The organism is Pedobacter sp. ASV1-7 (assembly GCF_040203335.1).
Taxonomy (GTDB): Bacteria; Bacteroidota; Bacteroidia; order Sphingobacteriales; family Sphingobacteriaceae; genus Pedobacter.
This window is the reverse complement of sequence record NZ_JBEHBV010000001.1, coordinates 50,933-76,736: the sequence shown is the minus strand read 5'-3', so window position 1 is coordinate 76,736 and position 25,804 is coordinate 50,933. Positions and strand designations below refer to the sequence as shown.

The 25,804-nt window shown below is 37.1% G+C and carries 27 protein-coding genes; 18 read left to right on the top strand and 9 right to left on the bottom strand.

The window, feature by feature from the left end:
- The first annotated feature begins 117 nt into the window (after positions 1-117).
- Positions 118-954, top strand: coding sequence for an N-acetylmuramoyl-L-alanine amidase (locus tag ABDJ41_RS00360; protein ID WP_349783722.1), 837 nt, complete (start codon positions 118-120; stop codon positions 952-954).
- A 45-nt stretch (positions 955-999) separates the two neighbouring features.
- Here ABDJ41_RS00360 and ABDJ41_RS00355 read toward each other — a convergent pair whose 3' ends face one another.
- The gene (locus tag ABDJ41_RS00355; protein ID WP_349783720.1) at positions 1,000-2,661 is read right to left on the bottom strand and encodes a glutamine--tRNA ligase/YqeY domain fusion protein; all 1,662 of its coding nucleotides are present in this window, start codon (positions 2,659-2,661) and stop codon (positions 1,000-1,002) included.
- Between the two features lie 80 nt (positions 2,662-2,741).
- Between ABDJ41_RS00355 and ABDJ41_RS00350 the strand changes: the two genes are divergently transcribed.
- From ABDJ41_RS00350 to ABDJ41_RS00325, 6 genes are all read left to right on the top strand, one after another.
- Positions 2,742-3,161 carry a cobalamin B12-binding domain-containing protein gene (locus ABDJ41_RS00350; RefSeq protein WP_349783718.1) on the top strand — a complete coding sequence of 140 codons (420 nt, stop codon included), beginning with the start codon at positions 2,742-2,744 and terminating at the stop codon, positions 3,159-3,161.
- A 3-nt stretch (positions 3,162-3,164) separates the two neighbouring features.
- Complete coding sequence (locus ABDJ41_RS00345) at positions 3,165-3,947, top strand: enoyl-CoA hydratase/isomerase family protein (RefSeq protein ID WP_349783716.1); 783 nt, start codon at positions 3,165-3,167, stop codon at positions 3,945-3,947.
- Positions 3,948-4,107: 160 nt separating this feature from the next.
- A complete protein-coding gene (locus ABDJ41_RS00340) occupies positions 4,108-5,508 on the top strand; it encodes a sigma-54-dependent transcriptional regulator (protein WP_349783714.1) in 1,401 nt (466 codons plus the stop codon).
- 251 nt (positions 5,509-5,759) lie between these two features.
- A complete protein-coding gene (locus ABDJ41_RS00335; protein WP_349783712.1) occupies positions 5,760-6,029 on the top strand; it encodes a YtxH domain-containing protein in 270 nt (89 codons plus the stop codon).
- Between the two features lie 21 nt (positions 6,030-6,050).
- The gene (locus tag ABDJ41_RS00330) at positions 6,051-6,440 is read left to right on the top strand and encodes a phage holin family protein (RefSeq protein ID WP_349783710.1); all 390 of its coding nucleotides are present in this window, start codon (positions 6,051-6,053) and stop codon (positions 6,438-6,440) included.
- Positions 6,424-6,870, top strand: coding sequence for a hypothetical protein (locus ABDJ41_RS00325; protein WP_349783708.1), 447 nt, complete (start codon positions 6,424-6,426; stop codon positions 6,868-6,870). The genes ABDJ41_RS00330 and ABDJ41_RS00325 overlap by 17 nt, the downstream gene beginning before the upstream one ends.
- A 66-nt stretch (positions 6,871-6,936) precedes the next feature.
- On the opposite strand, the gene aspS is transcribed toward ABDJ41_RS00325, so the two are convergent.
- On the bottom strand, positions 6,937-8,682 hold the full coding sequence (gene aspS / locus ABDJ41_RS00320) for an aspartate--tRNA ligase (protein WP_349783706.1): 1,746 nt from the start codon (positions 8,680-8,682) through the stop codon (positions 6,937-6,939).
- 190 nt (positions 8,683-8,872) lie between these two features.
- On the opposite strand from aspS, the gene ABDJ41_RS00315 reads away from it, so the two are divergent.
- The 4 genes from ABDJ41_RS00315 to ABDJ41_RS00300 all read left to right on the top strand — a co-directional run bounded on the left by ABDJ41_RS00315 (position 8,873) and on the right by ABDJ41_RS00300 (position 12,709).
- Positions 8,873-9,664 (top strand): TerC family protein, encoded by a 792-nt coding sequence (locus ABDJ41_RS00315; protein ID WP_349783704.1) that lies wholly within the window; start codon positions 8,873-8,875, stop codon positions 9,662-9,664.
- 9 nt (positions 9,665-9,673) lie between these two features.
- On the top strand, positions 9,674-10,723 hold the full coding sequence (locus tag ABDJ41_RS00310) for a nucleoid-associated protein (RefSeq protein ID WP_349783702.1): 1,050 nt from the start codon (positions 9,674-9,676) through the stop codon (positions 10,721-10,723).
- Positions 10,724-10,904: 181 nt separating this feature from the next.
- Positions 10,905-12,449: an MFS transporter gene (locus ABDJ41_RS00305; RefSeq protein WP_349783700.1), complete on the top strand. Its 1,545-nt coding sequence runs from the start codon at positions 10,905-10,907 to the stop codon at positions 12,447-12,449.
- A gap of 11 nt (positions 12,450-12,460) precedes the next feature.
- Complete coding sequence (locus tag ABDJ41_RS00300; RefSeq protein WP_349783698.1) at positions 12,461-12,709, top strand: DUF6814 family protein; 249 nt, start codon at positions 12,461-12,463, stop codon at positions 12,707-12,709.
- A gap of 59 nt (positions 12,710-12,768) precedes the next feature.
- Here the strand turns inward: ABDJ41_RS00300 and ABDJ41_RS00295 are convergent, their stop codons facing one another.
- Positions 12,769-13,953, bottom strand: a complete 1,185-nt coding sequence (locus ABDJ41_RS00295; protein WP_349783696.1) for a class I SAM-dependent rRNA methyltransferase — start codon at positions 13,951-13,953, stop codon at positions 12,769-12,771.
- Positions 13,954-14,142: 189 nt separating this feature from the next.
- Between ABDJ41_RS00295 and ABDJ41_RS00290 the strand changes: the two genes are divergently transcribed.
- The 3 genes from ABDJ41_RS00290 (at position 14,143) to ABDJ41_RS00280 (ending at position 15,692) form a co-directional block, all read left to right on the top strand.
- Positions 14,143-14,478 carry a tRNA-binding protein gene (locus ABDJ41_RS00290; RefSeq protein WP_349783694.1) on the top strand — a complete coding sequence of 112 codons (336 nt, stop codon included), beginning with the start codon at positions 14,143-14,145 and terminating at the stop codon, positions 14,476-14,478.
- A 15-nt stretch (positions 14,479-14,493) separates the two neighbouring features.
- Positions 14,494-14,967, top strand: a complete 474-nt coding sequence (locus tag ABDJ41_RS00285) for a nucleoside deaminase (RefSeq protein ID WP_349783692.1) — start codon at positions 14,494-14,496, stop codon at positions 14,965-14,967.
- Positions 14,968-15,086: 119 nt separating this feature from the next.
- A complete protein-coding gene (locus ABDJ41_RS00280; RefSeq protein WP_349783690.1) occupies positions 15,087-15,692 on the top strand; it encodes a superoxide dismutase in 606 nt (201 codons plus the stop codon).
- Positions 15,693-15,762: 70 nt separating this feature from the next.
- Here the strand turns inward: ABDJ41_RS00280 and ABDJ41_RS00275 are convergent, their stop codons facing one another.
- Entirely contained in the window at positions 15,763-16,695 is a 933-nt protein-coding gene (locus ABDJ41_RS00275) for a hydrogen peroxide-inducible genes activator (RefSeq protein WP_349783688.1), read from the bottom strand.
- A 39-nt stretch (positions 16,696-16,734) separates the two neighbouring features.
- On the bottom strand, positions 16,735-17,664 hold the full coding sequence (fcl, locus tag ABDJ41_RS00270; protein ID WP_349783686.1) for a GDP-L-fucose synthase: 930 nt from the start codon (positions 17,662-17,664) through the stop codon (positions 16,735-16,737).
- Between the two features lie 184 nt (positions 17,665-17,848).
- Between fcl and trmB the strand changes: the two genes are divergently transcribed.
- From trmB to ABDJ41_RS00255, 3 genes are read left to right on the top strand one after another with little or no spacing between them, the layout of a single operon-like run.
- Positions 17,849-18,499, top strand: a complete 651-nt coding sequence (trmB, locus tag ABDJ41_RS00265; protein ID WP_349783684.1) for a tRNA (guanosine(46)-N7)-methyltransferase TrmB — start codon at positions 17,849-17,851, stop codon at positions 18,497-18,499.
- A 14-nt stretch (positions 18,500-18,513) separates the two neighbouring features.
- The gene (locus ABDJ41_RS00260) at positions 18,514-18,840 is read left to right on the top strand and encodes an MGMT family protein (protein ID WP_349783682.1); all 327 of its coding nucleotides are present in this window, start codon (positions 18,514-18,516) and stop codon (positions 18,838-18,840) included.
- A 51-nt stretch (positions 18,841-18,891) separates the two neighbouring features.
- On the top strand, positions 18,892-19,452 hold the full coding sequence (locus tag ABDJ41_RS00255) for a DNA-3-methyladenine glycosylase I (RefSeq protein WP_349783680.1): 561 nt from the start codon (positions 18,892-18,894) through the stop codon (positions 19,450-19,452).
- Between the two features lie 10 nt (positions 19,453-19,462).
- Here ABDJ41_RS00255 and ABDJ41_RS00250 read toward each other — a convergent pair whose 3' ends face one another.
- The gene (locus ABDJ41_RS00250; protein WP_349783678.1) at positions 19,463-20,152 is read right to left on the bottom strand and encodes a hypothetical protein; all 690 of its coding nucleotides are present in this window, start codon (positions 20,150-20,152) and stop codon (positions 19,463-19,465) included.
- Between the two features lie 299 nt (positions 20,153-20,451).
- Between ABDJ41_RS00250 and polA the strand changes: the two genes are divergently transcribed.
- Positions 20,452-23,265 (top strand): DNA polymerase I, encoded by a 2,814-nt coding sequence (polA, locus tag ABDJ41_RS00245; protein ID WP_349783676.1) that lies wholly within the window; start codon positions 20,452-20,454, stop codon positions 23,263-23,265.
- A gap of 259 nt (positions 23,266-23,524) precedes the next feature.
- Here the strand turns inward: polA and ABDJ41_RS00240 are convergent, their stop codons facing one another.
- The 3 genes from ABDJ41_RS00240 to ABDJ41_RS00230 all read right to left on the bottom strand — a co-directional run bounded on the left by ABDJ41_RS00240 (position 23,525) and on the right by ABDJ41_RS00230 (position 25,788).
- A complete protein-coding gene (locus ABDJ41_RS00240; RefSeq protein WP_349783674.1) occupies positions 23,525-24,202 on the bottom strand; it encodes a metal-dependent hydrolase in 678 nt (225 codons plus the stop codon).
- A 42-nt stretch (positions 24,203-24,244) separates the two neighbouring features.
- Positions 24,245-24,550, bottom strand: a complete 306-nt coding sequence (locus ABDJ41_RS00235) for a YbaB/EbfC family nucleoid-associated protein (RefSeq protein ID WP_349783672.1) — start codon at positions 24,548-24,550, stop codon at positions 24,245-24,247.
- Positions 24,551-24,645: 95 nt separating this feature from the next.
- Positions 24,646-25,788, bottom strand: coding sequence for a M28 family metallopeptidase (locus ABDJ41_RS00230; protein ID WP_349783670.1), 1,143 nt, complete (start codon positions 25,786-25,788; stop codon positions 24,646-24,648).
- Positions 25,789-25,804: the final 16 nt, after the last annotated feature.

Sequence of the window (25,804 nt, the reverse complement as noted above, 5' to 3'; positions counted from 1 at the left end):
ATATTGTATTTTTTCCTGGTTATGAAGTCGTAATAAGATAATACGGGATTCATGTATCGAATTATTTGCGACTAAAATAGTAAAAAATAGTAATTTCACATCTTCTATATATTCAATATGGCTCATTATAAGAAATTTAGAAAAATTGGATTGGCAGTTGTTTCTTCCTTTTTATTTGTGGCGTGTTCTACAAGTAAGTATGCTGCTACCGAGAAAATATATAAAAACAAGGCTAAAGTTTTTTCTGAGATTATAAAGACAGTGCCACCTCCTGCACAGCAAGTACCAGGATTAGATCCCTCCATTCAATCTTGGGTTGGATCTGTAAATTTTGGGATTCGTAAACCTAATTTTGTAATTATACATCATACAGCTCAAAACTCAACACAACAAACCATCAATACTTTTTTGGTGAAAGGGAAAAGCGAAGTAAGTTCACATTACATTGTAGGTAAGGATGGTGTGGTTGTACAAATGGTAAATGATTATCTTCGTGCAAATCATGCAGGAATAGGCAAATGGGGCAATACAAGCGACCTGAATTCATCATCTATCGGGATCGAATTAGATAACAATGGGGTTGATCAACCTTTTACGGATGCTCAGATAAAAAGTTTGTTGGTACTGCTCGATGCCCTAAAAAAACGTTATAATATCCCTGTTGCTAACTTTATTGGACATGCTGATATTGCCCCGGGAAGAAAGAATGATCCAAGAAATTTTCCTTGGAAAGTGCTGGCAAAGAATGGCTTTGGATTCTGGTATGATGATGTTTTAAATCTGCCTCCTGATGATTTTAATGCAGAACTTGCGTTGAGAATTATTGGATATGATACTCGTAATTTACCTGCAGCAATAACTGCATTTAAGCTGCACTTTGTGCAGACAGATACAAGTCAGGTACTTACCCCTGCAGATAAGTTGATCTTGTTTAACCTTTACAAGAAGTATTAGTTTTAAGTGGTAGGGATTAAATTCTTTAATCCCTACCACTTAAAACTATTTTTTTGCTTTTGCCCAGGCATCTTTTAAAGATACTGTACGGTTAAATATCAAGTGTTCCGGTGTTGAGTCCTTATCCAGACAGTAGTAACCTTTTCTGATGAACTGATACCTTGCATCTTTATCAGCTGTAGCCAGAGAAGGCTCGATATAAGCTTCTTTAATTACCTCCATGCTGTTTGGGTTCAGATAATCCTTAAAGTCGCCCTCTTCACCATCCGGAGATTCTACAGAGAACAAACGATCATACATTCTGATCTCTGCCCGTTTAGCGTGCTTAGTACTTACCCAATGGATCGTTCCTTTCACATTAATTCCGCTAGTATCCTCCCCGCTTTTCGATTCTGGAATATAAGTACAACGTATTTCTGTTACATTACCATCAGCGTCTTTCACAAAGTCTTCACATTTAACAATATATGCGTGTTTAAGTCTAACCATTGCACCTGGAGCCAGCCTGAACCATTTTTTTGCAGGTTCTTCCATGAAGTCTTCACGTTCAATCCATAATTCATTGCAGAAAGGGATTTCCCGTGTTCCTCCTTTATCTTCTGCCTCGGGGTTATTCTCGCCAATTAATACCTCTTCTTTTCCCTCAGGATAATTTTTAATGACCAACTTTATAGGGTCTAATACCGCCATTACGCGATTAGCAATTTTATTCAAATGTTCGCGAACACAGAATTCCAATAAGCTTAGCTCAATTAGATTTTCACGTTTTGCAATACCGATCCGTTCACAAAACTCACGAATGCTTTCAGGAGTGTAGCCACGTCTTCTCAATCCACTTATTGTCGGCATTCTTGGATCATCCCATCCGATTACCACGCCTTCATTAACCAATTGTAGCAATTTACGCTTGCTCATTACTGTATACGAAAGATTTAAACGGGCAAATTCATATTGTTTTGATGGATAAATCTCTAGTTTTTCTATACACCAGTCATATAGCTCTCTGTGAGAAACATATTCTAATGTGCAAATAGAGTGTGTAATGGTTTCAATGCTATCGCTTTGACCGTGTGCAAAATCATACATTGGATAGATGCACCATCTGTTGCCTGTACGGTGGTGTTCAGCATGTTTTATTCTGTAAATAACTGGATCGCGCATGATCATATTTGGGCTGCCCATATCGATTTTTGCCCTTAGAGTACAGGTGCCGTCCTCAAATTCGCCATTTTTCATCTGTGTAAACAAATCCAGATTTTCTTGAATGCTACGGTTTCGGTAAGGACTGTCTTTTCCAGCTTCTGTAGGTGTGCCTTTTAAGGTGGCCATCTCTTCTGCAGTACTGTGGTCAACATAGGCTAAACCCTTTTCAATCAACTTAACTGCATAGCCATAAAGCGTATCGAAATAATCAGAAGTATAAAGTTCGTTTTTCCATTCATAGCCAAGCCATTTAATGTCGGCCTGTTGGCTGTCCACATATTCAGTTTTCTCGGTTATAGGGTTTGTATCATCAAACCTCAGATTGGTATAGCCTCCGTATTTTTGTGTTAAACCGAAGTTTAAGCAAATCGCTTTGGCGTGACCGATATGTAAATATCCATTCGGTTCAGGTGGAAAACGGGTAATTAACGTTTTGTATTTTCCGCTATTCAAATCGTTCTCAATGATCTCTTCAATAAAGTTCAATGATCTTTCCTCACTCATATAAGCTGTAAATTTTTAGCCAAAGTTAACATAAAACCGCTAATTTACTTACATTTACAGCCTACTTATTAGCATAAAATATGAGCAATGCATTAAAAAGACCTATTCGGGTTTTAGTGGCAAAGGTTGGATTAGATGGCCATGATAGAGGGGCAAAAGTAATCGCTACCTCTTTAAGGGACGCTGGTATGGAGGTGATTTATACTGGATTGCGCCAGACCCCTGAAATGGTAGTAAATGCTGCATTACAAGAAGATGTGGATGCCATTGGGGTTTCCATTTTATCTGGAGCACACATGACTGTTTTCCCAAAGATCATAGCGATAATGAAGCAAAAAAACGTGACTGATGTTTTGTTAACGGGAGGGGGGATTATACCTGAAGGAGATATGGAGAAGCTAAAAGAGATTGGTGTAGGAGAGCTATTTGCCCCAGGAACAACGATGGAATCTATTGTGAATTATATTAAAAATTGGGTTGCTGAACATAGAAATTTTTAGAACATGGCCTATCAGAATATTTTATCAGAAGTAAGAGAGCAGATTTTATACATTACTATTAACAGAGAACAAAAGCTAAACGCATTAAATAAAGCGACTCTAGCTGAATTGTCGGATGTTATTTCATTTGGAACAATGCAAGATCAGGTTAGGGGAATTCTTTTAACCGGTGCGGGAGGAAAAGCTTTTGTCGCTGGCGCAGATATTTCTGAATTCTCAGGCTATGATGCTGAGCAGGGAGAGGCATTGGCAAGAACTGGTCAGGAAAAGGTTTTTAACGCTATCGAAAATTGCCCTAAACCTATCGTTGCTGCCATTAATGGTTTTGCGCTGGGAGGTGGATTGGAACTTGCTTTAGCATGTCATATACGTGTAGCATCAGCAAATGCAAAATTAGGTCTTCCAGAAGTGTCTTTAGGATTGATCCCTGGTTATGGTGGTACACAGCGACTTACCCAAGTTGTTGGTAGAGGGAAGGCTATAGAAATGATTGCAACTGCTGATATGATTTCTGCTGATGAAGCAAAAGAAATAGGATTAGTTAACTATGTTGTGCCTCAGACTGACCTGATTACAAAAGCGGAAGAAATCTTAAATAAGATTAAGCAACGTGCTCCTTTAGCTATTGCAGCTGCTATAAAATCTGTCAATTCTACCTTTGCTTATGATGTAAATGGATTTGAAACAGAAATCAAAGAATTTGGCAAGTGTTTTAATACAGAAGATTTTAAAGAAGGTACAACAGCATTTTTAGAAAAAAGAAAGCCAACTTTTTCTGGTAAATAGGCCTTTTTATAGCTTTAATCATAGTTTTTGGTGGCGTTTTTTTATTATTGTATGACATTTTCAGTATTAATTGGGGGTGAGATTTGCAAAATGTGTAGAGAATATTTCCCATAACAAAAAAACTAGTATATTTATCTCAACAATATTCAGTAAAATATCTATGAGAAAAATATTAATCGTTGACGATGAAATAAATATTGGAATCCTGTTATCTAAATTTTTAACTCGAAATTCATTTAGTGTCTCGACAGCCACAAGCGGTGTTTCGGCGATGGAATATCTATCCAAAGAATATTATGACCTGGTATTATGTGATTACCGTTTAGAAGATACTGATGGTAAGGAAATGCTCATCAAAATTAAGGAAAAATACCCTCGAACAGGTGTAATTATTATAACAGGATATTCAGATATTAAGCTTGCAGTGGAGTTAATTAAGCTAGGGGCATACGATTATATTACAAAGCCTTTATATCCTGATGAAATTCTGAATACGATTAATAAATCAATAGAAACACAAATAGCGCTGAATGCCGGCCCAACAGTAGATACATCTGAGGTACCTAAAAATAGAATTCAAAAACAGATATATAATCAGTCAGACAATTTCGTGGCTGGTCAAAGTAGTGCTTCAAAGCATTTGTTAAAACAGATTGAATTGGTCGCACCAACTTCTTATAGTGTAATTTTAACTGGTGAAAGTGGGACAGGGAAGGAATCGGTTGCAAAAGCAATTCATTTAAATAGTCCGAGACGGGATATGCCTTTTGTTGCGATGGATTGTGGCTCGTTAACGAAAGAGCTTGCCGGCAGTGAGTTTTTTGGGCATGAGAAAGGCTCCTTTACTGGTGCATTGTATACCAAGATTGGACATTTTGAAATGGCTAATGGAGGTACTCTTTTTCTGGACGAGGTGGGTAATCTTTCATACGACATTCAGGCTGCCTTACTTAGAACTGTTCAGGAACGTAAAATTAAGCGTATTGGAAGCACCAAAGAGATTGATCTTGATGTTCGGATTATTGTCGCAACTAATGAAAATCTTGCTCATGCCATTCAAAAAGGAAAATTCAGGGAGGATTTGTATCATCGATTTAATGAGTTTTCCATTGATCTACCACCTTTAAGTCAACGTGGAAGAGATATCTTGATTTTTGCGAACACCTTTCTGGAGGTTGCAAATCAAGAACTCGGGCGGAGCGTACTTGGCTTCTCGCAAGAGGTTGAAGAGTGTTTTTTAACGTACAACTGGCCTGGGAATGTTAGGGAGTTAAAAAATGTGATTCGAAGAGCTACTTTGTTAACGGAGTCACAGGAAATCCAACTTAAAGCACTTCCTCTGGAAATTTCAACTTATGCAAAAGCTAATGCAATAGAAACAACTATATCGCGTGCAGAAAGGCCAAGAGATCTTAAAAATGCTGCTCTTGAAGCTGAGTATGAAGCGATCTTAAAGGTTTTGAGAGAGGTCAATTTCAATAAAACCAAAGCCGCTAAAATTCTAAATATAGATCGTAAAACACTTTATAATAAAATGAGAGCCATCAATCTTGAAAAATAACAATTAGGTGATGGTTTTTACTTCAACAAGCAGGGAATTGGCGTAGTTATTGGTATAATTGAATTTGGAATACCAATGCTTATACATTCTGTACGATTGTCCTTCCTATTATTAATAGGATAGGAATCAAGTCCTGGGCTTTGCAATTGAGGAGAAGTTGGAGAAATTAAAAACAATTTCTTGACACATGAAGTTATAAGAGTGGTGTTGTGAAGTATTAATATATTATTAAACCAAAAAAATTAAAAGTTATGAATGATAATTCAAAAGTATTAGTTGGACTATTGGTAGGTTTGGCTGCCGGCACCGCATTGGGATTACTTTTTGCACCTGAAAAGGGAAGTGAAACCAGAGATAGATTAAGTCAGTCTTTAAAAGATCTTGGAGATTCTATTAAAGATAAAGCTATAGATGAAATCAATAACCTTAGTAATTTAAAGGATAAAGTCGTTACTTCTGTTAAAAACAAACTTCATCAGACAGAAGAAGAATTTGTTGATGATGATTTAGAACATGCTTAATGCCTAAGTTAAAGCTACTTAATGATGCAGGAAAATAAAGAAAAGAATATTGAGGATTTAATCAAAGATGCCAAGGACTATATAGAAATCAGGACAGAGTATACCAGGCTTTATTTGGTAGAAAAGGTCTCTAAGATTTTTGCAGATGTTGTAACGAATACTTTGGTTATTGTATGTTTTGTCTTAGCTTTTTTATTCGGAACTTTTACATTAGCCCTGTTTCTATCCGATGTTCTCGGTAGCTTTACCCGTGGTTTTGGTTGCGTCGCTTTAATTTATCTGGTATTAGCTATCGTTGTGTACTATACTAAAGAGAAATATATTGAAAAGGCGATAGTTAACTTTACTATCAGAAACTATTTTAACAAACTGGCTGATAAGGAAGAAGAAGAAAATGATCAGAAGATATAACATAAATAACATTGATGAATTGCATGCAATGGTGAATAGCTTAAAATTAGAGCACCAGGCAAAAGGAGAGTTATTGTTGAAAGACAGTAAGGCTTACATTAATCAGTTTACACTGGGGAGCTTAATAAAAAAGTATGCTACTCCTTCGGCTTTTCTTAAAATAGATGATAAACTAAATATTAGTAGTAGTATCATGTCTATGTTTCTACCTTTTTTAATGAATAGTACGGTATTTAAGGGCTCTGGTTTTTTAACTAAAACGCTGGTTGGCCTGGCTTCAAATAAGTTTGGAAAAGCGTTGGATGCCGAGCATCTATCAGCGATATTCAATTCTGTGAAATCGTGGTTTGGAAGCTCTAAAAAGACTAAAAAATCTCAACTCCCTCAACATGTTGATTATGGGATACCGCCAGATAGTGAAACATATTAGAATTAAATAAAAAAATGCCAGGCAATTTGTCTGGCATTTTTTATTTATAATTCTTAGTCTAGGAGACTAAATGGTTGATTTTATTTTCAATTCATTCATTTGCTTTTCATCAATTGTGGAAGGGCTATCGATCATAACATCTCTTCCTGAGTTGTTTTTAGGGAACGCAATTACGTCACGGATTGTATCTAATTCTGCAAAAATAGAACACAACCTATCAAAGCCGAAAGCAATTCCACCGTGTGGAGGTGCCCCAAACTCAAAAGCGTCCATTAAGAAGCCAAACTGTTTTTGAGCTTCTTCTGCAGAGAATCCTAAGTGTTTAAACATTAATGATTGAAGTGTCCTATCATGGATACGTATCGAACCTCCGCCTATTTCAGTTCCATTTACCACCATGTCATACGCATTAGCTCTTACATTTCCTGGCGCAGTGTCAAGTAAAGTAATGTCTTCTGGTTTTGGAGAAGTGAAAGGGTGGTGCATGGCATGGTAACGCTCTGACTCCTCATCCCATTCCAATAGTGGAAAATCTAGTACCCATAATGCACTGAATTTGCTCTTGTCACGTAGACCTAAACGAGTACCCATTTCAAGACGTAATTCGCTTAATTGCTTACGAACCTTGTCTGTTGTGCCGGCCATTACCAATACTAAATCGCCAGGCTTCGTATTTAAAGCTGCAGACCATTTTTGAAGTTCTTCTTCATTGTAAAACTTATCTACCGAGGATTTTAAAGAGCCATCTTCATTATGTCTCATGTAAATCAGGCCTGTACCACCAATTTGAGGGCGCTTAATGAAATCAGTCAACTCGTCCATCTGCTTTCGGGTATAACCAGCGCATCCGTTGGCATTTATGCCTATTACCAATTCAGCACTATCAAATACCGGGAAGTCTTTTCCTTTAACTACTTCATTCAGTTCCACAAACTGCATTTCAAAACGTGTATCAGGTTTATCTGAACCATATAAACGCATAGCATCAGCATATTGCATTCTTTGAACCTCTGGCAAATCAAAGTCTTTCAATTCCTTGAATAATGTACGGATCAATCCTTCAAAGGTATTTAGAATGTCTTCCTGCTCTATAAACGACATTTCGCAGTCAATCTGTGTGAATTCAGGCTGTCTGTCAGCACGTAAATCCTCGTCTCTAAAACACTTCACGATTTGGAAATAACGATCAAATCCTGAAACCATTAATAGTTGTTTAAAGGTTTGAGGTGATTGAGGAAGGGCGTAAAACTGACCTTCGTTCATTCTGCTTGGTACTACAAAATCTCGAGCTCCTTCTGGAGTAGATTTGATCAATACAGGAGTTTCTACCTCTATAAAATCGAGTTTATCTAAATAACGACGAACTGCCTGAGCCATTTTATGACGCAAAATCATATTGTTACGAACCGGATTTCTACGTAAATCTAGGTAGCGGTATTTCATTCGCAAATCATCTCCACCATCCGTTTCATCCTCAATCATGAATGGAGGTAGTTTGGCTGCATTTAGGATTTCTAATGCAGTAATTTTAATTTCTACCTCACCTGTTGGTATTTTAAGGTTTTTGTTAGACCGTTCTACTACTTGTCCTATTGCTTTGATTACAAATTCACGCCCTAGATTACGGGCAGATTCACACAATTCACGGTTATCATCCATATTGAAAACCAATTGGGTAATGCCATATCTATCACGAAGATCGATAAAAGTCATTCCTCCTAAATCTCTTGATTTCTGTACCCAGCCACACAGGGTTACATTTTCTCCCAGGTTCTTAATAGTTAAAGCGCCGCAAGTTGTTGTTCTTAACATTCTTATTAAAGTATTAGGTGGCAAAAATATTCATTTTGAGCCACATATTTCAAACGTTAACGAATTTAAGCTGTTATATTAGAAATATTTCAAGGAAGACATGATATTTTAAAAATATTGTAATGTTTGTGTGCTAACATTCCCCTATTTTATAATATTGTTTTTTATCTTCGTACACATAAATTTGAATATGGAACTTTTAAGCAGCCCTGAGGCCTGGATCTCATTATTAACCCTAACCGTTCTTGAGATCGTTTTAGGAATAGATAACATTATATTTATCTCTATTTTATCAGGGAAATTGCCTGAGCATCAACAAAAGAAAGGTCGTCAGATAGGTTTGGCTTTGGCTATGATTACTCGTGTATTATTGCTGCTATCGCTTACCTGGGTAATGTCGCTAACCGCTCCCTTATTTAACCTGGGAGGAATCTTAAATATCGAGGATTCAGAATGGTTGGAAAAACTTGCAATTTCTGGCCGTGATTTAATCCTGATTATAGGAGGTTTGTTCCTGATCTATAAAAGTACCCACGAGATCCATGATAAACTGGAAAGTGAAGAAGAAAAGCAAATCAAGGGTAAAGTATATTCTTTTAGTGGAGTGATTGTGCAAATCCTTTTATTAGATATTGTGTTCTCATTAGACTCTGTAATTACAGCCGTTGGTATGGCGGACCATGTCGAAATTATGATTGCAGCTGTTGTTATCGCTGTAATTATTATGATGGTTTCTGCTAGTGCCATCAGTAACTTTGTAAATAACCACCCTACAGTAAAAATGCTGGCTTTATCTTTCCTTTTACTAATTGGTGTTTCGCTATTAGCAGAAGGTTTTGATCAGCACATACCAAAAGGATATATCTATTTTGCAATGGCTTTCTCTATATTAGTAGAAATGTTGAACCTGAAGATGAAGAAAAATGCGAAGAAACCGGTTGAACTTCGCAATACACCCAATAGTAACGAAACCAACGCGTAAATTTTCTGAATGATTTCTTTTTTTGAGGCCTCGTTGGCCGAATTGTCTATACACCGTATCGGAAACAAGTCCGAGGATGAGTTTTATGTATTGTCTGAAAAATCAATTGCGATCAGAGATATTACTTTGAGCAATTTATTACAACAGTACTTTTTAAGTCCTTATGAGAAGGTAAATGAAGTATACCGATTTATCCATCCAAATGGAGATTTGAATTTGAACGAAGCTTACCATTTTGCCTCAGAGATATTTGCCAATGGCGAGACTTTTCATGAGAACAGTAAACAACTTGCTAAATATCTTTATGATGTCTCAGGGCATCCAAAAATTAAGCCAGGAGAGCTTTATGTAGCCTATTTTGAGAATGTTCAGATTGAAGGAGAGCTTCATGATGCTATTGGTGTTTTTAAATCAGAAACAAAGGAAAGTTACCTGAAGGTTTTTCCGGAACAAGATGGTTTTGGATTAAGTTATGAGCAAGAAGCGATCAATATTAATAAACTTGACAAAGGATGTTTAATCTTCAATACAGATAAGGAAGAAGGATTTAAAGTCGCGGTAATTGATCAAAGAAGTGCAGATGCTATATACTGGAAAGATGAGTTTTTGAAACTCAAAATCAGGAATGATAGCTTTAACCAGACGGCAAGTGTTTTAGGGGTATATAAAAACTTTGTAACAGAGAAACTGGACGAAGAGTTTGATATTTCAAAAGCTGATAAAATAGATTTACTGAATAAATCCATGAAGTATTTTAAAGAAAAGGAAAGCTTTGATCTGGATGAATTTTCTAATGAAGTTATTGGTAATGCTGAAGGTATTGAGTCTTTCAAGAATTATAAGAAAAACTTCGAAGATGAGTTTGATCAGCCTATTCCAGATAATTTTGATATTTCAGGAGCTGCAGTAAAAAAGCAGACAAGAGCATATAAAAGTGTTTTAAAATTAGATAAGAACTTTCATATTTATATTCATGGTGATAAGGAATTAATTGAAAAAGGCTTTGATGATGATAAATCTATGAACTATTACAAAGTCTTTTTTAGAGAAGAAGAATAGAAATAAGGGTATAATATCAACGAAATTCTTATAATAATACGAAATTGTTAAAGAAATAGGACTATTATTTCGACAATCTGAAAAATAATTCAATAACTTTAATACTTTTATGAAAATGCTATGCTTATCATTGGTGAATAAATTGTAGATTTATTTTTTTAGTAAACCTTTTAAACCAAGTATGAGCCAAGAACCACAACAAAGCAGTATTTTTAAAGTTATTGGTGCCTCCTCACTGGGGACGCTAATTGAATGGTATGATTTTTACATTTTTGGAAGTCTTGCCCTTATTATCGGATCACAATTATTTCCCGCAGATGCCGGAGCATCTGCATTAATTAACACCTTAGCCATTTTCGCCGCCGGATTTATTGTACGGCCATTTGGCGCATTATTTTTCGGTCGATTAGGAGATCTTATTGGTAGAAAATATACTTTTTTACTCACGCTGGTATTGATGGGCGGATCTACATTTTTGATCGGATTAATTCCTTCTTATTCAAGTATTGGATATGCAGCACCTATTCTTGTGCTTATCCTTAGGTTAGTACAAGGACTTGCTTTGGGGGGAGAGTACGGTGGTGCAGCAACATATGTTGCTGAACATGCGCCTGCTAATAAGCGAGGCTTTTTTACTAGTTGGATTCAAACAACAGCAACTGGTGGATTATTTTTGTCTCTTGGAGTTATTGTATTAACAAAAAATATTGTCGGTGCTGAGAACTTTGCCGACTGGGGGTGGAGAATTCCTTTCTTACTTTCTATTGCATTGGTTGGGGTCTCTATATACATCCGGATGAAAATGCACGAATCTCCTGCTTTCAGTAAATTAAAATCTGAAGGGAAAGTATCTAAAAACCCACTAAAAGAGAGTTTTAATAATAAAGCGAATTTTAAAATGGTACTGCTTGCACTCTTTGGTGCTACTATGGGGCAGGGAGTGATTTGGTACACTGGCCAGTTTTATGCGCAATCCTTTATTGAAAACACCTGTCATGTCGATTTTAATGATTCCAGATACATTCTGTTATGGGGGATCGCATTTGCAACGCCTTTCTTTGTGATCTTTGGCTCCTGGAGTGATAAGGTAGGTAGAAAGTGGATTATGCTCATCGGTATGCTACTGGGCGTTATATTTTACCGTCCAATTTATCAGATATTCCTTGATGATACAGATTTCACTAAGATCGAACAAAGAGATATTGCAGAAGTAACGAATCCTATAGTAACGCGTACTGTTGTTGCGGGAACTGCCGACAGTTTAATTACAACAACTTCAACTGTAACATTGTTAAATGGCGCATCATTTCAAAAGGTACAATCTCATACTAAATTTGCAGATCAGACTAAGGCAGCAGTTGAGTTACCTGAAGTACACAAAGATAAGAAGCTTTCATCGCCTGTTTTTTGGAAATTCGTTTTCCTGATATTCTTCCAGATTTTGTTGGTAACAATGGTTTATGGCCCAATAGCAGCATTTTTGGTGGAATTATTCCCTACAAAGATCAGATATACATCTATGTCGTTACCTTATCATATTGGTAATGGTGTATTTGGTGGACTTGTTCCATTCATAGCCACGCTTATCGCCAGTTTCTCAGGATCTACACCTTTATCTGGCTTATGGTACCCTATTGGTATTGCCGCATTAAGCTTAGTGATTGGTGCAGTATATTTATCTAATAAAAGGCCTGATCATAATGAGGCTGATTCAGAAAACCATTAAACATTCAGCTCATGAACGCATTAAAAAAAGCATTAGGATTAGTTTGGATCATACTTGGTCCAGTATCAATTATATTTTTATTTATTCAGGCCTTCGAAAAAATAGGATTGGCAGAAGAGGGAGTACATAAAACCAATACGGCATTACAATGGGGGATTATTCTTTTTATCTTCATTCCAATTTGTGCTGGAATCGTGATATTTGGCTATTATGCCTTAAAAGGTGAATATGACAAGTTGCCTGACGATGAGAGTTTATAGAACTTCAATGAAAAATCCCTTTATCATTAGATAAAGGGATTTTTCATGAATATTGTAACTTACAATACTCTTAATAGTAATCCTTTCAAGTATTCACCCTCTGGAAAGGAAATTCTTACAGGGTGATCTTCGGGTTGGTGAAATTGCTTTATAATCTGAACTTCTCTGCCGGCATCCAGTGCTGCCCAGGCGAGAACTTGTTTAAAGGTTTCCAGATCTACGGCACCAGAGCAAGAGAATATAGCAAGTATACCTCCTTTTTTAAGTAAATGCATACCTAATCTATTTAAGTCTTTATAGGCTCTAGCAGCGCGATCTAAGGCTGATCTTGAAGGTGCGTATTTAGGTGGATCTAATACCAGGACATCAAAAGTTTTCCCTTCTTCCTTAAACACACGAAGTTGTTTGTTTACATCAGATTGAATACATTCTTGTTTTTCCTTATTAAAGCCATTTAGCTCAAGGTTATGTTGTAATGTTTCAATAGCCAGAGCAGAACTGTCTACACTAGTTACATGCGACGCCTCATATTTTAAGCTATTTAAACTGAAGCCCCCACTATAGCAGAAACAATCAAGAACTGTTTTGCCTTTTGTGTAGGCTGCCAGGATTTGCCTGTTTTCACGTTGATCACAATAAAAACCGGATTTTTGTCCACCAGCGATGTTGATGTGATAAAGAATCCCATTTTCTTTTACTTCAATAAATTCAGGAGGATTTTCTCCCCATAATAAGCCTTGCAAAGGCTCGAGATTTTCATGTTTACGAGCTCCAGCATCGCTCTTATCGAATATTCCTTTAGGGTTTAGTTCTTGTATTAAAATGTCAATAATATCATCTTGAATGGCTTCTATCCCAGCGCTCAACACTTGTAAGGATAAAAAGTCTGCATATTTATCTACAATAAGTCCAGGTAGAAAATCAGCTTCGCTAAAAACTAATCTGCAGGTATTTGTTTGAAAGTCCAATATATGGGAACGAGCTGCAATTGCATCTTTTATTTTTTGTTCATACCACGTCTTGTCTATTGTAGCATTTTCATCCCATTCCAATAAGCGTAAGGCAACTCTTGATTGATCGTTGTAATAAGCATAGGCAAGGAATTCTCTTTCTGCCGATCTTACTGTCACAATTTCACCGTTAACTGGTTTCCCTTTAATTCTATCAATAGCACCAGAAAAAATCCATGGGTGGCGCAGTACGGCAGCTTTCTCTTTGCCTTTTTTTAGTATTACATCGATCATGGAGCAAAAGTAATAGAAAAAATTAGTATTCTCTTCGGAGTCTGGCATCTGTTGCTGAGGGGCAAAAGTGCCTAGGTCTCCTCTGAGAAACTAATTTTTTGAAAAAGAAAATAACTGGTATCAGGTAGCGTTATGTTCCTTTCGGCTTTGAGCCTAGGTTAATTGCTTTTGCATTTGTAATTTTAGCTCATGGATGAAATAACATGGAATGATTTTGAGAAGGTCGAACTAAGAGCAGGTACAATTTTAGAAGTTTTAGACTATCCGGAAGCACGTAAACCGGCTTATAAAGTAAAGGTTGATTTTGGAGATTTTGGTATTAAAATGAGTAGTGCGCAGATTACCGCATTATACACAAAAGAAGAATTGATAGGAAGGCAGATTGTAGGAGTGGTAAATTTCCCTAAAAAGCAGATTGGTAAATTCATGTCAGAGTTTTTGGTTACCGGTTTCGCAGACGAAAATGGAGATATCGTTTTGACTACCTTAAATGGTAAAGTGCCTAATGGGAGTAAAATGATATAATGCTATCTTTGGAGCATGAGTTTTTACAATTTTTCAGAGGAAGAGAATCCTGGTGCAGAAGATGAACATTACATGCGATTGGCTCTGCAAGAAGCACAAAAGGCGTTTGATGCCGAGGAAATTCCAATAGGCGCGATAGTGGTATGTAAAGGTCGTATTGTAGGCCGTGGGTTCAATTTGACCGAACAGTTAAATGATGTAACTGCTCATGCAGAAATGCAGGCTTTTACAGCGGCGGCACAAACCCTTGGAGGGAAATATTTGAAAGAATGTACTTTGTATGTGACCATTGAGCCTTGCGTGATGTGTGCTGGTGCAAGTTACTGGACTCAGATTGGGAAAATAGTTTATGGTGCACCCGAACCTAAAAGAGGGTTTACTACAAAAAATGCTAGTCTGCTGCATCCTAAGACCGTATTGCGGAGTGGGGTTTTGGCACAGGAATGTGGAACTTTAATGAAAAAGTTTTTCGAAAATAAAAGAAGCTAAACTTGACAAAGGATTGAACAAAACTTAACTCTCGTTTGTTATATTTGCTGTTGAAGCCTTGTGGGGGAAAATCTACAAGACATAAATTAAATAAATATTTAAACTTAAATCATAATAATATGGCTTTTGAATTACCTGCGTTACCATACGCTACAGACGCATTAGAACCGCATATCGATAAACAAACTATGGAAATTCACCATGGTAAACATCACCAGGCTTATGTTACAAATCTAAATAAAGCTTTAGAAGGTAAGCCAGAGGCAACTCAGAGCATTGAAGAAATCATCAAAAATATTTCTAAGTTTCCGGCTGCAGTAAGAAATAATGGTGGTGGTCATTATAACCACTCTTTATTCTGGGAAGTTATTGGTCCAAACAAAGGAGGTGAGCCTAAAGGTGAACTTGCTGATGCGATAAATGCTGCATTTGGTTCATTCGCTGATTTCAAAACTAAATTTGCCGAAGCCGGAGTAACTCGTTTTGGTTCAGGATGGGCTTGGTTAAGTGTTGGTGCCGATAAAAAATTAGTGGTTTCTTCAACTCCTAACCAGGACAATCCTTTGATGGATATCGCTGAGGTTAAAGGAACGCCAATTTTAGGGATGGACGTATGGGAGCATGCTTATTACCTGAAATATCAAAACAGACGTCCTGATTATATCGCTGCTTTCTGGAGCGTAGTAAACTGGGATGCTGTCGCTGAGCGTTTCAAAAAAGCTTAATTTATTGCCTGTTTAATGCAGGAATATTATAAGCAAGAAGGGGGATGTAATTTTACATCCCCCTTCTTGCTTATATGCCTACTATATCTTTTTTCTTTTTCTGCTTCATAGCTTTTGGAATAACGGCCAGAATTTCCTCTTTTAAAGCGTTCAGCATCCGTTTCTTAATGAAGTTCTTATGAGTGGCAAGGCTAATTTCCCTGACAGGCTCTGGGGCTTTAAAATGCCTCACTTTGCTCAATTGTTTGCTGCTCAATTCCTCTAATGCTAATTCAGGTAATAGTGTAGCTCCATTGTTTACATCAACCATTCTAATTAGGGTTTCTACACTGCCTGTATTGTAAGTTAAGCCTTGAAGCCTATTTTGTTTAGTAGAGCGACAAATATTCAAGACTTGTGAGCGCATACAGTGACCTTCATTTAACAACCAGATATTTTCACTTTCAAGGTCGTCGGCATCAATGGCTTTTTTCTTATATAATTTGCTGATTTTGCTTATATAAGTAACAAAGTTTTCATAATAGAGGGGTAGTTCGTCAAGTGCATTGTCTCCCAATGGTGTTGCCATAATCCCACAATCCAGAACTCCGGTTTTTAGATGATGAATAATATCTTCTGTAGTATATTCCCAAATGTCGAGCTTCAAATCAGGATATTTCTCCATCATGGCCGCGATAACTTTTGGCAATAAATAAGGAGCAACGGTAGGTATAATTCCAACCTTAAGTTCACCTGTAACCTCCTGTTGCTGGTCGCTGATGATTTCTTTTACCTTTTGACTTTCCTGAAGTACAATACGTGCCTGTTCTATAATTTGGCTGCCGATCTCCGTAGGAATTACAGGTTGTTTGCTGCGGTCAAAAATCTTGACGTTCAGCATTTCTTCCAGTTTTTGCACCTGCATGCTGAGCGTCGGTTGGGTCACAAAACACTTTTCTGCAGCACCTACAAAACTACGATAGGTGTCTACTGCCACAATATATTCTAGTTGAACTAATGTCATATAGCTAAAGTTTATTCGTCTTTAGCAAATGTATCAATTTTAACTATGTTTAGCCAGAAAATCTGCGTAAGCTAGTTTAATTCCCTCTTCTAATTCAACTTTATGTTTCCAGCCTAGCTCATGTAGCTTAGATACATCCATTAATTTACGAGGAGTGCCATCTGGTTTACTGCTGTCAAAAGTTAATGCACCTTCAAATCCTACAACTTTTTTGATCAAAAGCGCGAGATCTTTAATGGTTAAATCTTCTCCCGTTCCAATATTGATTAAGCCGGCTTCGCTATAATTCTGCATTAAAAAATAACATGCTTCAGCAAGGTCATCTGCGAATAAAAACTCACGCATTGGTGTCCCTGATCCCCATATATTGACCTCATTGCTACAGCTTACTTTAGCCTCATGGAATTTACGAATTAATGCTGGTAATACATGTGAATTTTGAGGATGATAATTATCGTTGTAACCATATAGGTTAGTTGGCATTACGGAAATGAAGTCACAATTATATTGAGCACGATAAGCATCTGCCATCTTAATTCCTGCAATTTTAGCGATGGCATAAGGCTCATTGGTTTCTTCTAATGGTCCTGTGAGTAAATATTCCTCCTTTAAAGGTTGAGGCGCCAATTTAGGATAAATACAGCTGGAGCCAAGAAACATCAACTTTTTAACTCCTGTTTTATAGGCTTCGTGAATTACATTGTTTTGGATACATAAATTTTCATATAGAAAGTCGGCACGGTAGGTATTATTTGCTATAATCCCTCCAACTTTTGCTGCTGCCAGAAAAACATATTCAGGAAGTTCTCTATTAAAAAAATCGGTAACTGCCAGTTGGTCGCGTAAATCAAGTTCGGCTGAAGTTTTTACAATCAGGTTGTTATATCCTTCTTTTTGCAGCTTCCTGTAAATTGCAGATCCAACCATTCCACGGTGTCCTGCGATATAAATTTTTGCGTTTTTTTCCACGTATGCCTTAATAATAATACAAAAATACTAAATCCTAACGTCATCCTATGATCTGTTCGTTAAAAAGACATATTAGCAACTATTGAACCTAAAAATGAACAAGCGTGATTAGTAATGAAATAAATTAATGATGACGAGGTGTATAAAAGAGTTATTGTCTAAGTTTGTATAAAAATTATTAGTAGTGGGTAAAGACAAATTAAGAAAGTTTGCCGAAATAGATACTTTCCCTAATGTTTACCAGTTGGAAGCTGGGAAAGAACTAAAGGGTAAATGGGCATCACAACATTTTAAAAATGACCATCCAATTGTATTGGAACTGGCATGTGGTAAGGGGGAATACTCCGTTAATCTTGCGAAGATGTTTCCGGAGAAAAACTTTATTGGTGTAGACCTGAAAGGGAACCGGATTTGGAGGGGTGCAAAAACAGGGGTGGATGAAGGAATTGCCAACTTGGCCTTTTTAAGAATTCAGATTGAAGATATTATGGATTATTTTGGTGAAAATGAAGTTGATGAGATCTGGATTACCTTTCCTGATCCTCAACCTCAGGAGAGCCGTGAGAAGAAACGTTTAACTTTCCCTGGATTTTTAGATAAGTATAAGACCTTTTTAAAGCCTGGAGGTAAAATAAATTTGAAAACTGATAATGATGGTTTGTATCTTTATACAGTAGAGAAAGTTGAAGAATTAGGGTTAAAATGCCATAAGAAAACAAATCAATTATATCATTCAGAGTTTTATGATGCAGTTCTTTCCATTAAGACGCATTATGAACGGATTTATTTAAAACACGACAAAAGCATCAATTATATACAGTTCTCTTTAGATTAATAATCGTAAAAGAAATGGAACAATCATTTTATGACCAGGTTTTTGAGGTAGTAAGGCTGATTCCCAAAGGGCGGGTAACGTCATATGGGGCCATCGCTAAAAGCCTGGGTGCAGGGGGGTCAGCCCGTATGGTTGGATATGCAATGAGTAATGCTCCGTTAGCTCATCCTCCTATCCCGGCCCACAGAGTCGTAAACAGCGCAGGGCTGCTCACTGGGAAGTTCCATTTTAAAACCCCTGATCTGATGCAAGAGCTATTGGAAAAAGAGGGGATTATGGTTAAAGGAGATAAAATACAGAATTTTAAAAAGTACTTCTGGGATCCGTTGATTGAAATATAAAGAATTGAAGAAGTATAATTTATTAAAGTAATACCAGAAAGCATAAAAAATATGAAGCAGGAAATCAGATGTGGCTGGTGTGGAACAGACCCAATGTATATCAAATATCATGATGAGGAGTGGGGCAAACCGGTTTATGATGATAAGACTTTATTTGAATTCATAATTCTTGAAGGTGCACAAGCGGGCTTAAGCTGGATTAATATTTTAAAAAGAAGAGATGGTTATAGAAAGGCCTTTGTTGATTTTGATGTAAAAAAAGTGGCAGCGTTTACTGAGGCTGATGAAGAACGCTTGATGAATGATCCTGGGATTATCAGGAATAAGCTAAAAGTGAAAGCTGCTATTGGTAATGCTAAGCATTTTATAGAGATACAAAAGGAGTTTGGCTCTTTTTCTGACTATATATGGGGATTCATTCCTGATAAAAAACCAATTCAGAATAAGATACTCACTTTAAAGGATGTTCCCGCGCGAACTGAACTGTCAGATGCCATTAGTAAGGATATGAAAAAGAGAGGTTTTAAATTCTTTGGTACTACTATTTGCTACGCACATATGCAGGCGACTGGGATGGTTAATGACCATGTGGCAGATTGTATTTGTCGATAGTTCAATCTGCTTATTTGTGCATTTCGTTATAAGCTGCTACAAAAGCCTTGATCAATTTAGCATCAAAAGTTTCTGTGGCTTTTATGCGTTCGGTCAAGTCCTCGTCATTCGTTAGTTTCTGAAGTAATGCGTTTTTAACCAGTTGATTTTTATTATCAGAGTTTCCGGCGTTTACAGGGATCTCGACCATCGGACCTGTACCAAATCTTTCTAAAAAATAGGCTGTTGGGCCTGCTTGTCTAGGTTGATTATCATCTCTGTTTCTACCTCCACCTAAGCTGATCCCAATGCCACCGCCAATTCCGCCAAAACCTCCTGTTCCACCGCCAATGCCAACGCTCGGTCTGATGCGTGCTCTTTTTGGTTGTGGTGCATCAACTGCTGCACTGCCGCCAATGCTGTATAAGTTCACAGTACCACGCTCTACGACTTGGAAAAAGCGGTGTTCCATCCGTTTCTTTATCACAATAGGCTTGCTAACATAGGTTTCCCCATTCCACAAAAATTCTTTAATGTCCTTGGCTTTAAATTGTGAAAGCGTTTCATCCTCATTTTTAAGAATAACTGTTGAAAAATCAGTACCCTGAATGGTGCCACGCACAAAGTTCCCATCAGAAATAACTACTGCATCTTGTGCTTTTGTAACGATTGCCGATATGAAGAGCATTAAAAGCAGTGCCAATATTTTTATTCTTTTCATCAACTCAAATAACGGCAATTATTTTGTTATTGCTAAAAGCGAGGATTTATTTTATTATGATTTATTATTGAGATGTTATAATAGGCAGATTTCATACCAGATCAGAAAAAATATTTAAAGGTTATAATTTGATCACTGGAGTATTAGTACCTTTATCCTGATATTATTAAACAGATATATGAATCGATTAAAGGCAGTCAGTATTGGAATATGCTCAAAATAGGTTCATTACCGCTAAAACCGCCCATGGCAGGTTGAAGGTAAACAATATTAACTACTGAAAATCAAACAATAAATTGATGAAAAAACTTTTTCTTCTTGACGGTATGGCGCTGATTTACAGAGCGCATTTTGCATTAAGTAAAAATCCACGGTTTACTTCAACGGGAATCAATACCTCTGCGGTAATGGGATTTGCAAACACTTTAATGGAGGTACTAAAAAAAGAAAGTCCAACGCATATAGCGGTAGTTTTTGATACTGAGGCGCCAACTGAAAGGCATATTGAATTTGAAGCATACAAGGCACATAGGCAAACTATGCCGGAGGATTTGTCGGCAGCGCTACCATATATTTTTAAACTGATTGAGGGATTCAAGATTCCGGTAATCACTAAGGATGGCTATGAAGCGGATGATATTATCGGAACTTTAGCGAAGGAAGCCGAAAAAGAAGGTTTTATGGTGTATTGTATGACGCCCGACAAGGATTTTGCTCAGCTAGTATCGGATAATATTTTCATTTACAAACCTGCGCGAATGGGGAATGAAATGGAGATTATGGGAGTGCCAGAAGTGTTAGCTAAATGGGAGATTGACAATGTAACTCAGGTAATAGATATTTTAGGCCTTTGGGGTGATGCGGTAGATAATATCCCTGGCATACCAGGGATAGGAGAAAAAACAGCGAAATCACTTATCAAACAATATGGTTCTGTAGAGAACATCATTGCGAATTCACATGAACTAAAGGGAAAGCAGCGTGAAAATGTCGAAACTTATGCTGAGCAGGGATTGATCTCAAAAAAGTTAGCCACAATTATTTTAGATGTTCCAATAGAATTTAATGAAAAGGAACTGGAGCTCGAAGAACCAAGTAGAGAGTTATTGGAGCCTTTATTTGCTGAGTTGGAGTTCAGGACTATAGGTAAAAGGGTTTTTGGTGAAGGCTTCAATAAAGGAACGGCTGTTATTTCTCAGCAAACTGATCTTTTTGGGAATGTAGTAAGTGAAACTGTTACTTATACGGAAGTAATTACTCCTGCTGAGCAGGTTTTAGAATTGCCTGAAGTAAAGGTATTAAATACGATAGAAAATACTTCACATAACTACATTTTAGCGGATACGGTTGAGTTGAGAAAGTCACTGATTGAGCTGTTGAAAAAGCAGGAGCGTATTTCCTTTGATACTGAAACAACTGGAACGGATGCAAACCTTGCTGATTTGGTAGGCCTTTCTTTTAGCATTAAGCCAGGGGAAGGTTATTATATTCCTGTACCTGCAGAGCGTGAAGAGGCCTTAAAAATTGTAGAGGAGTTCAGAACAGTTCTTGAAGATGAGAATATTTTAAAAATAGGTCAGAATATTAAATATGACATGCTGATATTAAAATGGTATGGCATATCCGTTAAAGGAAGGTTATTTGATACTATGCTGGCACATTACCTCATTGATCCGGATACCAGACACAATATGGATGTTCTTTCAGAGAACTATCTTAACTATTCTCCAATATCTATTACTACGCTCATTGGCGCCAAAGGTAAGAACCAGGGAAATATGCGAGATGTCCCTGTAGAAAAGGTGGTAGATTATGCCGGTGAGGATGCTGATATTACCTTGCAGCTTGCCGATGTATTTATACCGATGTTAAAAGATCTTAATGCCGAGAAATTGGCTACAGAGGTTGAAAACCCTTTAATATATGTATTGGCTGATATTGAAATTGAGGGTGTAAGAATTGATATTGATACTTTGATCAATTATTCAAAAGAGCTGGAAACTGATATCAGAAGGTTTGAACAGAATGTGTATGAGAAATGTGGTGTTCAGTTTAACCTGGCGTCACCAAAGCAACTTGGAGAAGTGCTTTTTGATAAACTACAATTAGATCCAAAAGCTAAAAAGACCAAAACAGGACAGTATCAGACCGGCGAAGATGTCTTGTTAGCGCTTGCAAGTAAAAGCGATATTGTACAGGATATTCTTGATTTCCGTCAACTACAAAAATTAAAGTCAACTTATGTTGATGCCTTACCTTTATTGGTAAATCCGAAAACAGGACGTGTGCATACCAGCTATAACCAGGCGGTAGCAGCAACAGGTAGGTTGAGTTCTAATAATCCTAATCTGCAAAATATTCCTATCCGTACAGAGCGTGGTAGGGAGGTGCGTAAAGCCTTTATTGCAAGAGATGAAAACCATGTACTGCTATCTGCAGATTACTCTCAAATAGAGCTTAGGATTATTGCAGAAATCAGTAAAGAGGAAAATATGCTTGAAGCTTTTAATCAAGGTATTGATATTCACACGGCTACTGCTGCTAAAGTATATGGTGTTGCTATAGAGGATGTAGACTCCACACAGCGCCGGAATGCAAAAGCAGTAAACTTTGGTATCATTTATGGACAATCTGCTTTCGGCTTGTCACAAAATTTAGGGATACCTAGAAAAGAAGCCGCAGCTATTATTGAGCAGTACTTTGTACAATACCCGGGAATAAAAAGGTATATGTCTGATACGATGAATTTCGCCCGGGAAAATGGCTTCGTAGAAACAATTTTGGGTAGAAGAAGATATTTACGTGATATAAACTCTGCGAATCAGACAGTTCGTGGCTTTGCTGAACGAAATGCTATTAATGCACCTATTCAGGGCTCTGCTGCGGATATGATTAAAGTGGCTATGATAAACATCCATAAGGATATGAAAGAGCAAGGCCTTCAATCTAAAATGACCATGCAGGTACATGATGAGTTGGTGTTTGATGTGCTAAAAACTGAAGTTGAGGCCATGAAGAAGATCATTTCTCATAGAATGAAGACTGCAATTAAAACTGATGTACCAATTGAAGTAGAGATTGGCGAAGGGAATAATTGGTTAGCAGCGCATTAGTCTATTTTGCAAATCACCGCTTATTAACTTCTGAAGAAACTAAAAAAGCAAGATACTATTCAAGACTGAAATCTTTTGCCCGCTTCGCTAAATGGGCAAAATTTTCTAGGTCTTTCCTAGTAACCTTGCTTTTTTTCTGCGCTAATAAAAAAGGGCTTGTTTTGTGAGACGACATGCATAGCTTTGCCCTTTTTCAGGGCCAAAGATATGAGGAGGCGAATAATACAGCCCTTTTTTATTAAATTTAAACTCGTTGCATTTAAAGCTCTATGCTTTCTCCAATAGCGGGTAATAGCAATGTTTTATTTTCTCTATTGAATTTTGCTTGTGCTTCTTTTGTATCAATTTGTATAGGAGGGAAAGTATTGTAGTGTACACCGATTACTTTATTGCATTCGAGATATTTTGTCGCAACCAATGCATCGTCAACATCCATGGTGTAATGCCCCCCGATAGGAAGAATTGCATAATCAAGGTTATATAAATCGGCCAGGATTTTCATCTCTATAGTTAAGGCCGTATCTCCTGCGTAATAGATAGATTTGCCCTCTAATTCTAATACAAAGCCTGCAGGATTACCTCCGTAGCTGCCATCAGGATTGCTACTTGAATGTACAGCCCAAACCGTTCTTAAGGTCCCAAAATCAAATTTTGCCTTGCCAAAATTGATATCTGTTACATTTTTTACGTCATGTTTTTTTATCCATTCTGCCACTTCTACCAGAGCAATTACCTGTGCATTGGTTCGTTTCGCAACTTCGGGCAGATCGGCAATATGATCAGCGTGTCCGTGACTTACCAAAATGTAATCGGCCTCAATGCTATTGATGTCAATACTTTCAGCTAAAGGATTGTGTGTAATGAATGGATCAAAAAGAAACTTCTTGCCGTCTGCTTCTAAAAGGAAACAAGATTGGCCATAATAAGTATACTTCATCTTTGTTCGTATAAGGGTTTAAGCCATAAGGTCTTAAATGGACTATTGTCCAAACATACCACCAAGACCACCAAGCATATCTTTGGTTGCAGCTTGCATTTCAGTAGCACTTACTTGCTCTGCCTGAGTTAAAGCTTTGTTTATTGCAGTAAGCAATAGTTCTTCCAGTTCTTCTTTATCAGCTTGTTTGTAAAAATCTTCATTAATCTCTACAGCTGTAATCGCTTTATTTGCGGTAGCAGTTACACGGATCGCTCCACCTTCAACTTCACCAAAAACGGAAATGGTATCCAGACGTTTTTTTATTTCATCGGCTTTTTGTTGAGCCGCCATCAATTTATCGAACATAATCAGGTTGTTTTATATTATAACAACGAAATTAAGGGAAATTGGTTTAAACTAGATTTTTTTAGTGAAAAATAGCGGTTTTTTGTTTTAAAGCTTTATTCTGTTAGTTTCTGGTTGAAATTTAGAAAAAGATTAAAGAGGTCATTGTACTCAGTGAAAGGTAATGTTTCGGGTAAGTCATTCACATCATGATAAGCTTTTATTCCGCCGTTGGTATAAATAAAAAAAGCAGGGACGCCTTTTTCAGAAAAGAAATAGTGATCACTATTTGCTGTCCTCCCCCTTGGGTTTATCTTTGAAAGGTATTTATGCTGTTCATTAATTTCATTGAGCAAAGTGAATTCTTTTGGATGGTATTCTGCATTAACCACTGTGATTCCTTTATCTCCAGTTCCTATCATATCTAGATTAACCAGGAAACGAATTTTTTTAAGGTCGATAAGAGGCTGTTCTGTAAAGTATTTAGAGCCTAATAACCCGGCTTCTTCAGCTGCAAAGCAAATGAATGCTATACTATAAGGGGCTGGATTTGCCGCATAGTGACGGGCCATATTTAGTAAAAGAGATACACCACTTGCGTTATCATTTGCACCTGGGAAGTAGGTCTGACTACCCATTCCTCCTAAATGATCATAGTGTGCTGTAAATACAAGGAAAGAATCAGGCTCTTTTGTGCCTTTTACCATTCCTGCAATGTTTTCGGTTTTAAAATCAGGGATGAATTGATTTTCAATATTGATATAGATCGTTTCTGGATTTTCTACTAATTTTCGGACCACCTCAACTCCTGTATAATCAGCTTGTTTATTGCTTACAGACCATGTTAGTTTATCTTTAAGTACCATTACAATCCTATTAGCAGAAGAAATAAATACGCTGCTGTCTTTTTGTTCTAGTTTTCCACTGACCTTACGCCCTATACTTTCCGGCATGACAATGAAATCTTTTCCTGCAATAAAAGATTTCCCGTTTATGCTTAGTTCCATGCTGCCAGGAAAAGTATTTACAGGGAAGGAAAATGATTGTTTAAAGATTTGCCCGTTCATGGGGTTAAGGCCATAAGCTTCAAATTGAGCATTAATATAATTGGCAGCTTTTTTAAGCCCATTATTGGTATAGCCTCTACCCCACATCGTTTTGGAGGTAAGTGTATCTACAATAGATCGGGCAAGGCTAATGTCTTGTGAGAAAACCACTCGTGGAATAATCAGACATAGAATGATCAGGCACTTCTTCATATCAAAGGGTGTCGGG